At 31.3% G+C, this 13863-nt stretch carries 11 protein-coding genes; 7 read left to right on the plus strand and 4 right to left on the minus strand.

Features of this window, described 5'->3' with window-relative positions; translation table 11 throughout:
• Window positions 1-4 precede the first annotated feature (4 nt).
• The 7 genes from HW423_RS01355 (at window position 5) to HW423_RS01385 (ending at window position 10435) form a co-directional block, all read left to right on the plus strand.
• On the plus strand, window positions 5-1171 hold the full coding sequence (locus tag HW423_RS01355; protein ID WP_218930159.1) for a galactokinase: 1167 nt from the start codon (window positions 5-7) through the stop codon (window positions 1169-1171).
• A gap of 12 nt (window positions 1172-1183) precedes the next feature.
• Window positions 1184-2194 (plus strand): UDP-glucose 4-epimerase GalE, encoded by a 1011-nt coding sequence (gene galE / locus HW423_RS01360; RefSeq protein WP_218930160.1) that lies wholly within the window; start codon window positions 1184-1186, stop codon window positions 2192-2194.
• Window positions 2195-2219: 25 nt separating this feature from the next.
• Window positions 2220-3731, plus strand: coding sequence for a UDP-glucose--hexose-1-phosphate uridylyltransferase (locus tag HW423_RS01365; RefSeq protein WP_218930161.1), 1512 nt, complete (start codon window positions 2220-2222; stop codon window positions 3729-3731).
• Between the two features lie 22 nt (window positions 3732-3753).
• On the plus strand, window positions 3754-4893 hold the full coding sequence (locus HW423_RS01370) for an ABC transporter ATP-binding protein (RefSeq protein WP_218930162.1): 1140 nt from the start codon (window positions 3754-3756) through the stop codon (window positions 4891-4893).
• 164 nt (window positions 4894-5057) lie between these two features.
• Entirely contained in the window at window positions 5058-6428 is a 1371-nt protein-coding gene (locus HW423_RS01375) for a Sau3AI family type II restriction endonuclease (protein WP_218930163.1), read from the plus strand.
• 78 nt (window positions 6429-6506) lie between these two features.
• Window positions 6507-7802, plus strand: coding sequence for a DNA (cytosine-5-)-methyltransferase (gene dcm, locus HW423_RS01380; RefSeq protein WP_218930164.1), 1296 nt, complete (start codon window positions 6507-6509; stop codon window positions 7800-7802).
• A gap of 239 nt (window positions 7803-8041) precedes the next feature.
• Window positions 8042-10435 (plus strand): AAA family ATPase, encoded by a 2394-nt coding sequence (locus HW423_RS01385; RefSeq protein WP_218930165.1) that lies wholly within the window; start codon window positions 8042-8044, stop codon window positions 10433-10435.
• Between the two features lie 179 nt (window positions 10436-10614).
• Here the strand turns inward: HW423_RS01385 and dcm (HW423_RS01390) are convergent, their stop codons facing one another.
• The 4 genes from dcm (HW423_RS01390) to HW423_RS01405 all read right to left on the minus strand — a co-directional run.
• Complete coding sequence (gene dcm / locus HW423_RS01390; RefSeq protein WP_328803104.1) at window positions 10615-11919, minus strand: DNA (cytosine-5-)-methyltransferase; 1305 nt, start codon at window positions 11917-11919, stop codon at window positions 10615-10617.
• 16 nt (window positions 11920-11935) lie between these two features.
• Window positions 11936-12979 (minus strand): restriction endonuclease PLD domain-containing protein, encoded by a 1044-nt coding sequence (locus tag HW423_RS01395; RefSeq protein ID WP_218930177.1) that lies wholly within the window; start codon window positions 12977-12979, stop codon window positions 11936-11938.
• A gap of 3 nt (window positions 12980-12982) precedes the next feature.
• Window positions 12983-13666: a hypothetical protein gene (locus tag HW423_RS01400; RefSeq protein WP_218930167.1), complete on the minus strand. Its 684-nt coding sequence runs from the start codon at window positions 13664-13666 to the stop codon at window positions 12983-12985.
• Window positions 13667-13671: 5 nt separating this feature from the next.
• Window positions 13672-13863 (minus strand): hypothetical protein (locus HW423_RS01405; protein WP_218930168.1); only part of this gene is annotated, 192 nt, incomplete at its 5' end.

Here is a 13863-nt window from a genome sequence, read left to right on the forward strand (position 1 = left end):
CATTATGAAACTAAAAGATTTAGAAAAAGAATTTTTTGAGATTTTTGAGGAAACCCCGTCAAACGCTTATATTTCACCGGGGAGAGTAAATTTAATTGGTGAGCATATCGATTATAATGGCGGTTATGTTTTACCTGCTGCAATCACTTACGGAAGTTACGGACTAATCAAAATTAGAGATGACAATCAAATACGAGCTTATTCAATTAATTTTCCGGATAAAGGTATTATTGACATTAATTTAAGCAATATTCAATACAAAAAAGAAGATGATTGGGCAAATTTCGTTAAAGGTACTGCAAAATATTTTATGAACCTAACAGGAGAAAAATCAAAAGGATTTGACCTGTTAATATATGGAAATATACCGAACGGAGCAGGACTTAGTTCTTCAGCATCAATTGAATTACTCATTGGCATTATTTTAAATGATATAAATCAAAGTAAATTAAACAGACAAGACTTGGTAAAAATAGGACAACTAACAGAAAATAAATTTATTGGTGTAAATTCCGGAATAATGGATCAATTTGCGGTTGGAATGGGGCAAAAAGATAAAGCAATCTTTCTAAATACAGACACTCTTGACTACAGTGTGATTGATGCCGATTTTGGTGATAATTTAATTTTGATCATGAATACTAATAAACAGCGAAAATTATCTGACTCAAAGTATAATCAGCGACGAGCAGAATGTGATAAGGCTCTGCAAATAATACAAGAACATAAAAGAATTAAGAATCTTTGTGAATTATCAATAAATGATTTACAGTTAATTGAACAACTTTTAGAGGATAAAATGTTATACCAAAGGGTACGACACGTTGTAACAGAGAATAATAGGACTATTCTTGCAAAAGAGGCTTTGAGTAACGGGGATTTAATTAAATTTGGTGAGTTATTAGACGCATCTCACGAAAGTTTGCGCAATGATTATGATGTAACTGGATTAGAACTTGATACGTTGGTTGGCTTAGCGCGTCAACAACCTGGTGTTCTCGGATCTAGGATGACTGGTGCTGGGATGGGAGGATGTGCTATCGCTCTAATTAATAAAGAAGAAGTGAACTTAGCAATTCAGGTAATAACTCAAGAGTACACTGATATCATAGGCTATTCACCAGAAATGTATATCGCTGAAATAGGCGATGGAGCAAAGAAAATTTATTAAGGAGGATTTAAAATGGCTGTATTAGTTACAGGGGGTACTGGTTATATTGGAAGTCATACAGTTGTCGAGCTCTTAGAATTAGATTATAAAGTTGTTATTGTTGATGATCTATCTAACAGCGATGATAAAGTATTAGATAGAATTGCCAATATAAGTGGAAAGACCCCTCGTTTTTATCGAGTTGACTTAAAAGATAAACAAGCATTAAGGAAAATCTTCCAAGAAAACAATGTTGAGGCAGTAATACATTTTGCTGGTTATAAAGCAGTTGGAGAATCTGTAAGTAATCCATTGAAATATTACGAAAACAATATTCTATCTAGCATAAACTTAATACAAGTTATGAATGAATTTAACGTGTTTAACTTAGTGTTCAGTTCTTCTGCGACTGTTTATGGAATGAATAATCCATCGCCATTAAAAGAAGAGTACCCGACTAATGAAGCAAATAATCCGTATGGCTACACTAAAATTGTTATAGAGAATTTATTGAATGATATTAGTAATACTGATTCACGTTGGCATATTATTATATTCCGTTATTTTAATCCTATAGGTGCACATCAATCAGGATTAATCGGAGAAGATCCGAAAGGAATACCAAACAATTTAATGCCTTATATTACTCAAGTTGCTGTTGGAAAACGTGAAAAATTAAGTGTTTTTGGTGATGATTATGAAACGACTGATGGAACAGGAGTTCGTGATTATATTCATGTAGTGGATCTATCAAAAGGTCATGTTAGAGGAATTCAGAAAATAAATCAAATGCCTGGGTTACATACATATAATTTAGGAACTGGTAGTGGAGTGAGCGTACTAGAATTAGTTAATGCTTTTGAGAAAGCTAATAATTTAGTAATAAATTACCAAATATGCTCACGAAGAGCAGGAGATGTCGCCATAAATTATGCTGATGTTAGTAAGGTGAAACGAGAATTAAACTGGGAGACAGAAAAAGAATTGATTGAAATGTGTCGTGATTCTTGGAATTGGCAAAAGCAAAACCCAAATGGATATTAGAAGAAACTTGTGATTGGAGGATGACATGATAGATACAAGACAAGTAATCAAAGCAATTAATGAGTTTACTTTGATTGCAATAAAATTAAAACTTATTCAGCCAATGGATCGATTCTATATCACTAACCAGTTATTTGCATATGTAGAGATTAGTGAGGGTGAACAATTAGAACTAACAGACCTAGGGTCTAGTTTATTAAATCCTATGGATACTATTGTAGAATATGCTATATCAAAAGACATTATAACTTCATTAAGTTATATTCGTGATCAATTTGAAGCAAAAATAATGGATTTAATTACGCCCATTCCTTCTGTAGTTAATCAAAATTTTTGGAAGTTTTATAAAGAAGATAAAAAGAAAGCTACTGATTATTTTTATCAAATTTCTCAAATTAATGACTACATTAAAACCAGAAACATTGCTCGCAATGTTGCTTTTACAAGGGAAACTAGTTATGGAACGCTTCAAATTACAATAAATCTTTCTAAACCAGAAAAAACAATCGCAGATATTGAATTGGCCAAAAACACACCCAAAACAAAGTATCCTAGTTGTGCGCTGTGTATGGAAAATGAGGGGTATCATGGGAATTCAAATCATCCTGCAAGACAAAATCACCGAGTGATTCGTATCGATTTAGGTGATGAAACTTTTGGTTTTCAGTACTCTCCCTACGTTTATTACAATGAACATAGTATTTTTTTAAATGAAAAACACATTCCCATGATAATCAATCAGAATACATTCTCTAATTTATTTAAGATTTTAGATATATTTCCTCATTATTTCGTAGGATCGAATTCTGATTTACCTGGAGTAGGAGGGTCTATCTTAGCTCATGATCATTACCAAGGTGGAAGGCATGTTTTTCCAATGGAACAGGCTAAGTCATATGCTAAAGTAAACCTCATACATCATCCAAATGTTAATGCAGAGTTAGTAGAATGGCCAATGACAGTAATCCGATTAAAGTCAGAAACTTCAGAAACGCTATGTGCTGCAGCAAAAGATATTTTAAATGTGTGGCGCGAATATTCAGATGAAACTGTAGACATTATTTCGCATTCTAATGGGGAGCCACATAATACAATTACACCTATTGCAAGAAAAAATGATAATTGTTATGAACTCGATATGGTGTTAAGAAATAACAGGAAATCGACAGAATACCCTGATGGGATATTCCACCCTCATAAAGATGTTCAACATATTAAACAGGAAAATATAGGGCTAATTGAAGTCATGGGGTTAGCTATTCTGCCTCCACGACTTATTGATGAAGTAAATCAAATAAAAAAATACCTTAATGACATTATTTCATTAGACGAAGTAAAAGACATTCACCATCAGTGGGCAATAGAATTAAAAATGAAACAAACGGAAGAAAATATAATTGATACGGATTTATTAATAAAAAATTCGATAGGTGATAAATTTGTCCGTATATTAGAAGATGCAGGTATCTATAAGAATACAGAGAGTGGGAGAACTGCACTACTTAAATTTATAGATAGTGTTAATGAAACGCGTTAGTTCTACTTGAGGAGGAAAAAAATTGGTTGATATCAAAGTAAAAAATGTTTATAAAAAATATGACGGCAATGATAAGTATTCGGTTGATAATTTTAATATAGATATTCATGATAAAGAATTTGTAGTTTTTGTTGGTCCATCAGGAAGTGGTAAATCGACTGCACTTAGAATGATAGCTGGTTTAGAAGAAATTACTGATGGAGAACTTTATATAGATGGAAAGTTAATGAATGATGTTCCTGCTAAGGATCGTGGAATAGCTATGGTATTTCAAAACTATGCACTTTACCCTCATATGAATGTTTATGATAACCTAGCATTTGGATTAAAATTGCGAAAATATAATAAGAATGAAATAGATAAAAGGGTTCGTGAGAGTGCCAATCTTTTAGGGTTGACTGAATTTATTGATAGAAAACCTGCGAATCTTTCGGGTGGACAAAGACAACGTGTTGCTTTAGGTAGAGCTATTGTAAGGGATGCAAATGTCTTCTTAATGGATGAACCATTATCAAATTTGGATGCAAAGTTAAGAGTTCAGATGCGTGCAGAAATATCAAAGTTACATCAACGTTTAGAAACAACCACAATTTATGTAACTCATGATCAAACAGAAGCAATGACGATGGCTGACAGAATTGTAATTATGGACCATGGGGTTGTTCAACAAATTGGTACCCCTATAGAAGTGTATGATCATCCTGCTAACAAATTCGTTGCTGGTTTTATTGGTTCACCAGCTATGAATTTCTTTAATTTATTATATAAAGATGGCTATGTAACAAATAATGAAAATATTACACTTAAGGTGACTGAACCTCAACGAAAATTGTTAGAGAAAAAAGGCTACCAAAATAAAAATATAACTTTTGGAATACGACCAGAGGATATTCATTCGGAACAAATAATTATAGAATCTTCTTTAGAATCAGTTATAGAAGCGAAAGTGACAGTGTCGGAGTTACTAGGATCTGAAACTATGCTTTATCTAGAAAGAGATAGTAACGAATTTATTGCTAAAGTCGACTCTCGAGATCATTCTAGTCCTGGAAATAATGTGACCATAGCAGTTAATATGAATAAAGCTCGATATTTTGACCCAGAAACAGGTGAAAATTTACAGCCAATCACTCGAATGAAAAATGCAACATTGACTAAGTAAGATAATTTCAAATTTAATTTATTATGCAATTATGTCTATGAAAACTTTAACAAAATAACATTAATCTATTATTTTCAAGTATTAGAAAAACAACACTTACTTAATAATTTTTCGAATACTAAATTTCTCATAATATGATATATTTAATCTAAAAGGTGAAAAATATGGACTTTAAGTCAATCGATGATATCATTGCTAGAGCGAAAGATGCAGAAGGAAAAACATTTCAGAATTTTGATATTAATCAGCGGTTGTCTTCTAAAAGAAACAAAGGTGGACTTGGACAGATAATAGAAGAGGGTTTATTTGGATATGAAGTGAATTCTTCAAGTGAAGCTGATTTTGGAGATTTTGGTGTAGAACTAAAAGTAACTCCGATTAAAGTCAATAAGAATAAAACCCTCTCTGCCAAAGAGAGATTAGTCCTAAATATTATTAACTATTTGGAAGAAGTAAATTATACATTTGAGACATCTTCCTTTTGGCGAAAAAACGAGAAACTTTTAATTATGTTCTATCTTTGGGAAAAAGAGCTCGATAGAAAAGATTACCAAGTACTTAAATCTATTCTATTTACGTATCCGGAGGAAGATTTAGAAGTAATAAAAAAAGATTGGGCCATCATTGTAGAAAAAATTAAAGCAGGTAAGGCTGAGGAATTATCGGAAGGCGATACGATGTATCTTGGAGCTTGTACAAAAGGAGCGACAAAAAACTCATTAAGAGTTCAACCTTATTCTGAAGTTCCAGCCATGCAAAGAGCATTCTCACTAAAACAATCATATATGACATCTTTAGTACGTAAGCATATTGACCAAGAGAAAATAATATCATTCACAACAGCAGATGAATTAAAGAATAAATCATTAGAAGAGATATTATACGAAAGATTTGAACCGTATATTGGGAAGAGTGTCTTAGAAATTAGTAAACTGATTGGATATACAGTAAACCCATTTAACAAGTCAACGATAGCTAATATGATTAGTACAATGCTAGGGATTACAGGGATAAAACTTAATGATATTGAAGAGTTTTCTAAAGCGAATATAGAGTTTAAAACCATAAGGTTGGAACCAAATGGTAAGCCAAAGGAGAGCATGTCATTTGAAATCGTCGATTTTAACCGCTGGTTATCTGACTCGTTTGAGGAATCACAATTCTATGAAAAGTTTGAGGAAACTAAATTTTTATTTGTTGTATTTCAATATGATGAAACGGCTAAAGAGAACTCAAATAGAGTCCCATATTTTAAAAAGGTAATTCTTTGGAATATGCCTGAAAAGATAATTCAGAGTGATTTGAAAGAAATGTGGGTAACTGGTAGAAAAGTTCTTCAGGAAGGTGTAAAATTAACTTCTATAAAAAGGGGAGTATCTAATAATCTGCCGAAATTGACAGAGAATCAAGTTGCCCACATTAGACCTAAAGCACGAAATGCTAGTGATACTGTGCGATTACCAGATGGACAGCATATTACAAAGCAAGCGTATTGGTTAAATAGAAATTACATAGCAAAAATAATTAATGAATAGATCAGGCCAATCGCTTGATCTTTTTCTTTGAATATTATATAATATACGAAAATATGTTCGTAGAGAGGGTAATAATTAATGAAGATTTTTTCAATGTTTGATGGTGTTGGCGGGTTCACCATTGGTTTTAATAACTCTGATAGTGAATTTTTTAAGACGACTTATTCAAACCAATATGAGCCCTCAAGAAAATCACAAGATGCATATGAGGTTGGAGTACATCAATTTCCAAATATGGAACATATTCCAACGGATGTTGCACTTATTCCAGATGAAAAATTTGTGGAAATGCGTGAAAATGGTGTAAATATGATAGTTGGAGGCTTTCCTTGCCAAGACTATTCAGTCGCGCGTAGTAGAAAAAATGAATTAGGTATACAAGGAAAGAAAGGTGTACTATTCTGGGAGATTATTAGAGCTACGGAAATAATTAAACCGGAGTATTTAGTATTAGAGAACGTTGATAGACTATTAAAAGCACCAACAAGTCAACGCGGACGAGATTTTGCGGTTATGTTGGCCTCTTTTAATGAATTAGGGTATTCAGTAGAGTGGCGTGTTATTAATGCTGCTGAGTACGGTAGATCACAACGTCGTCGACGCGTCTTTTTCTTTGTATATCGAAATGATACAATCTTTGCTAAACAAATAGATGAGAAATATGAAAATAAACCATCTAACAATTTATTAAATATTAAAGAGTTTAATGATTATGCACAATATATCTTTGAAGATGGGCTTTTTGCAAGACAATTTCCTGTTAAGGATAAACCTTTTAAAGAAAATCGCATTATGTTTAATGAATTATCTTCCGACATAAAAGACGTTTCTGATAACTATAGTGATGGTAAATTTTGGAACACAGGTGTCATGCGCTATGGTTATTACTATTCAGCAGATACTGTGCCTTTAGGCGATGAAAAACCAATCACTCTTAGAGAGATTATAGTTCCTGAAGAAGAGGTACCAGAAAAGTATTATATAGAAGGAGATAAGCTTGAAAAATTCAAGTATCTTCGTGGTGCAAAACGGATTGAAAGAACATCTGCTGCTGGACATCAATATATATACTCAGAAGGTGGTATGAGCGAAACTGATGATTTAGATCTACCAGGTAGAACAATGTTAACATCAGAAGGGACAGTCAATCGCTCAACACATCTACTTAAAATTGATAATCGTTATAGATTAATCACTCCAAAAGAAGCAGAAAGACTACAAGATTTTCCTGATGATTGGACTAGATATAAGCAATTAGAAAATGGGGAAGTTGTTGAAGTTTCAGATAGAATGAGAATGTTCTTTATGGGGAACGCATTAGTGACAGGTATTGTTAAGCGTATTGGTGATGAATTGAAAAAAATAATTTATTAAGAATAAAAATATAAACTCTCTGCCTTTTGAAAAGGGCAAAATAAGCAACGTTATCATTTACATCAACTGTCATATTAGTATTAGATGTTGGTAGAATGAAGGAACAAGAATTTTAATTAGCTAGAATAGAAATGTTTGTTTTGTAATATTAGTCTGAGGAATATTTTATTCAAACAATTACATGAGAATAAGGCCAAAACTAAAAAATATGAATCAAAAATTAAGCAAGGAGAATCAATATGACCTTCAATAAAATTGGAATTGATATAGATTACTTATCGGACGAATCATTAGAGTTTCAATTTTGCACTATTCCTAATGATGATAAAAATGGTAATCCTGGACCAGCAAAAAATTATAAAACATTAATTGTGTATGGTGAAAATGGGTCAGGTAAATCTTCTATTGCTAATAAATTATTTGAGGTAAATCAAAACTTAGAAGAAAAAGAAGCGGGACAATCTGTTTCATTTTATAATATTATTAATAAGCATGAGATAAAACCAATAACAAAAATAGAAAGTGATATTTATTCATATTCAGATTTTTTTCTGGAGGAAAAAATAAATTTTACAGAAAATGAGAATTTGAATGCAATAGTCATGCTAGGGAATCAAAATAAAATACAGAACAAAATAAATGAATACGAGGCTGAGAAAGTAAATAAAGAGAAAAAATTAGACAAATTACTAGAGGAACAAAGTAATTATAAATCTAAAGAAGAATCAGCAAAATCTGATTTAGAAAAAACATTGAAAGCTGATAAAGGTTGGGCAGATAACGATCGATTTATAAAGAATAAAAAACAAAAAACTTCTGTAAATAAAGATGTGATTGAAAAACTACATTTAATAAGTGAGGAAATTTCAGAAAATGAAATTAGAGAAACTTATGAAAATGAGCGAATAGAATATAAGAAAAAGATAAAAGAATTACAAATTATTAGAGATAAAGAAAAATTACCTATAATTCCAGAAATTAAAGAAATAGAATCTAATCTTGAAAACGATATTGTGAACGTTTTAAAAAGAACAATTGAAAAACCAGTTTTTACTGAGAGAGAAGATTTAATTTTAAATATTGTTGCTACCGAAGGGCAATCAATATTAAATAAAATAGGCGAAGATATTAAAAATGAACACTGTCCTACATGTTTTAGGGAAATTAATAACGATTTACGAGAGGCATTATATATTTCACTAACTAAAGTAAGTGATAATATAGTCAATAAAGAGAGTGAAAATCTTTTAAAGGAAATTGATAATATCATCATTCCAAATCAACCTTCTTTACCAATCGAATATGAAATAGAAGAGATTCAACATGTAGCTGAATATACTAGATTATTGGAAGAGTATAGGGAGTGTAGGGAAACTTATGAACAACTATTAGCAGAGAAGAGAGAAAAATTATTTATTACTGTTGAATTGAGAAAATCAGGTTCTATTATTGATATTTATAGAGAATTGAAAGATACTTATGATTTAATATTAAATAAAGTGGATAAGTACAATTCGAGGTTCGATAACGAACAAAAAATAAAAGAAGATGCAGTCAATTTAAATAATAAAGTCGAAGCTCTAACAGTTAAAGCACTTAACAAGACTTACCACGATAATAAAGAGTCAGCCGAGGAATTAAATGAGGAAATAACAGATATTAAGGAACAGATAGCTAAAATAGACCAAAAAATTCATACTGAAAATGCAGAATTAAAGCAAACCAATATTGCTTTAGAGGATATTAATAAGCATCTAAAGTTTATTTTCTTTGATGATAATAGATTGAAATTAGAAACTGCCACTACTGGTTATCAGGTATATTCTAAGGGAACTCAAGTAAAGCTAAAGGATTTATCAGAAGGGGAAAAAAAGATAATTGGTTTGTGCTACTTTTTTTCTATTATAAATCAAAATAAATCTAAAGAAGAAAGTTATAAAGAAGAAACTCTAGTTGTTTTAGATGACCCAATATCAAGTATAGATTTAAATAACCAGGTTGGGATTTATTCTTTTTTAAGAAGTCAATTTAGTCAAATTGTAAACGGAAATGATAACTCCAAGGTATTAATATTAACTCACGATTTAGGAGTATTATATAATTTATCTAGAGTATTCAATGATTTTACTAAAGAAGAACCTTTGTACTATAACTTAGGACAAGGTATCTTAACTAAGATGAAATCCGAAAGAATTACAGAAGGCTATAAAAATGATTTGAATCTAATTTATCAATTCGCAATGACAAAGAATGAAGATGATAATGTAGAAAAGAATGCTGGAATTGGAAATCTTATCAGAAGAATGCTTGAATCTTATTCAACTTTTATATATGGGATTGGAATTGTAGATTTATCTACGGATGAAGAAATTATTAAAGATTTAGATGAAACTGAACGGGAATTTTTTCAGTCACTTATGTATAGACTGTTAGCTCATGGAGAAAGTCATTCTCAGTTGAATGCACAAAATTATAGTAATATTTCAACAATGATGATTAGTTCTGATGAAAGGAAAAAAATATCAAAACTAATTTTGTATTTTTTATATAAGTTAAACTCATTACATCTTGAAAGGCATATACACAATTTTAATAGTGATACTGTGAAAAGTTGGGGATCATTAATAACTTAAATTAATTCAGGTTGACGAACATTAAAATGTTAATATTTGCATAATTAGATTTATATTGAAATATAGGGTTTTATTATTCAATAAATAAAGGGAGGTAAAGTGATAAGTTCACTTTGCCTCCCTTTATCAATCCAATCAATATAAAATAATTAGTAAGTACGAACTATAATTACTAAGTGTCAAAGTATATTAACCTCAATACCAAAATCGGATAAACTTTCGGATTCCTTATCATCTTGAGGAAGAATATGATTGTTTATGTAATCCATCTGTTTAAAAATACCACAGAGGACATCAACTACAATGCTGTTTCCAGCTAGCTTTAACAACTTAGCTTGTGTTAGAAAAGCTTTTCTTACGTTTTCAGAAGGGTTCTTAATTGTTAGATTATCGAAACTTTCCTCCGTGAATCCCATAAGTAAAAAGGCTTCTCTAGGTGTTAGGTTTCGATATCTTGTCCCTTCAACTAAAGGGTTCTTGTCATAAGCGATAATACCAGAATTGGGATTACGATCTTGCTTTGTAGTAATAGTACGAGCAATCAAAGAGTTATTTGCTTGACTATCAGTTGCTAATTTCAAGTTATTATTAAATATTTTTTCTCGAGAAGCTGTAAAATTCGGTGTAGCATGAATTGCTTCCTCAAGATAATGTTTTACAGAATAATCTAATCTTAAGTAATCACTGATTGGATTGATACTTTCTGCGGAGAGTTGGATATGTTCAAGATTATTTGATAGGAAATAGTCCATAACTTCTTGTTCAATCTCCAGATCATCCCCAACAAATACGCTAATCATATATGTTCGTTTTCTTGATTGAGGTACACCGAAATTGGTTGCACTTAAATCATAAATTTGATTAACATATCCCAAATCTTCTAAAAAATTAGTCCATACTCTAAAGTTTTCAATGTGAGCTTTAGATCTAATTGCTGTAACATTCTCCATGAGTAAGAATTTAGGGAATGGTTTATTTTGTTCCTTAAATTCAATTAATACTCGTTCAATTTCCCATAAAAGACTTGAGCGGTTTCCAGAATCCCGATCTAATCCACTTGAATTATTCCACCATCGAGCGCTAACTGATAAGTCTTGGCAGGGAAAACTATAAGTTAAGATATCAATATCATCGTCCAAATCATCTGCAGAAACTGAAGTAATATCCACAAGATTATTATTGTTTATTAATGAATGATAGATTGCTTTTAGTTGCCCAACAGTTAAAGCAGATAAAGCTTTTTCAGTCATGGGTTCTTTACCGTTAGAACTTAAATTATATTGAACCAATTCCTTCAATAAAGATTCTTTATTATGATGACGATAAAGACTTAAATCCTGAGGACCATTATGCAAGATATCATATGCATAAATCGCGCTTAGTTCCCATTCAACGGTAGCAGAAACTTTGAATGGGATTTTAGCGCGCTTAAGTGCTTCGGATTGTGCGCCCACCCCACTAAACGTTTCAACTATATTAAGCACAATTATCAAATCCTTCCTAAACTCGATTACTGAAATCAAAAAGGAATTCAGTATCATTAATTTTATAAATTTTCACGAAATCTTTATTATATTTTTCTAAGTCAAGATAAGTGATGGGGCGTTTTTCATTTATACCTAACCTATTTGCAAAGTATTGGTAAATATCATCATAAAAGTATAAACGACCATCATGATCCTCATCGAATCTTCCCTCTAATATCTTATTATCATCTGTAAAGAATTTGAGCTTTCTATTATAAGGGAAAGTGTTGGTGAACGGATATTTATTAGATTGTTCTAAATAATTAGTCTGTCCAGCTTTAAACATATTATTTATTCCTCTACGAGAACTATTCCAATTGTTTTTGAAAACAACGGGAATTTCTATTATATCATAATAATTTGAAGGACTATGAGTAATATATGTTAATTGCTTATTAAAAAAATTTGAGAAAGATTGTTCAGTTGCTCGCTGTCTTGCATTAGACGCTGTTCGTTCATTTCGGGAGTAGGGTGAATCATCATTTTCAGTAATAAGATCTTTATCTACTTCGAGTTCAATAATTGGGTCAGTATCAATGCTATCATCATATAATGTGATTAATTTTTGAATAATTGGATGAGTGCAAGGAACTGATTTCTTATTTTGTTCAAGATACAGGGACTCAAAATTTTGTTGGCTTTCTACCATTAATTCATTTAGCTTAAATAATCCATTTTCAGAGAAGTTAGCTGACCCAACAAAATGTATATAGTAACTTCCATCTTTAATCCAACTATATAGTTTTATATGAGTTGGAGGTTGCGTAATTTGATACATTATTTTGATTCGTTCACCGTATTGGTTGGTCAAATTCAAAAATCCCTCATGATTTTTCTTAGAGAGGCCTTCATGTGTAGTCATACCAATGTAAAGAGTAATATTTAAGCTAGGATAGTCATGTAATAATCTTTCTGTCATTGATGAAGAGGCATAACCAGATATAATAAATAAGTCTGAACATCTATTTGCGTAGGGAACGATTATTTTCGAATATAATGAGTTATTTGATCTCTCGATATATCACACCACCCGTTCAAAAAGGTGTTGTACATACTTAGTGATACCACCGTCAAAAAATTCAGGTGAGTTTGATTTAATTAAGGCTGTATTTAATACTAAAACTTTTCTGAGTATCTTTCTACTTGTATCATTGTGGCGATTGTATTGTTTTAATATTTCTCGCACTAATTCAATGTTATAACCTTCGGCGGGGCGTTCAACAATGTTCATAATTGTATCAGTAGTATTGTTTTTTAATATATTAAATGTTTCTTCATAACTACCTTGCCAACCTAAATTGACGTACCAATATATTTGCTTCAACCAAACACGTCTGCTCATTTTATAGTAATAAGTAGCTGACAGGCCATGTCGCGCATGAACGATATCTGGAATGACTTTAATTGACAAAAACTTCCAAATATCATCATTTGATGCGTCGCGGTTAGTAAAAGTAAATGATTGATTTAGGATTCGGTATAACTCTAAACCGAATTCTAAATCGAAAGTATATTTAAAACGATCAATACCTTTTTCATCGATATTATATTTTTCATAAATTTCATCACGGGCTTGAATAAACATCCCTCGAAGTTCTTTAAATTCATTAGGGACCTTAACATCAATCAGACGTCTTGGATCACTTTCTAGTAACTCAAAGTCACTTTCGGCTTTAGTGTTACTATAATCAGGCCAGTTTAACATAATTATCACTCCTTAGAGAATGGGTCTAGATTTGCATGAGCGCTATTAGAAATATCTTCCAATGAGTCAATTTGAATATTAAAAGTAGACACCCAGTACCATATTGCTTTAGCAATACTATTTGGTTCAGCATCCATATCTTCATCTATGATGTTTTGATCAATAATAATTGCTTTTTGAATAACAAGTATAATAGT

The organism is Ruoffia halotolerans (assembly GCF_014049385.1).
GTDB classification, from domain to species: Bacteria; Bacillota; Bacilli; order Lactobacillales; family Aerococcaceae; genus Ruoffia; species Ruoffia halotolerans.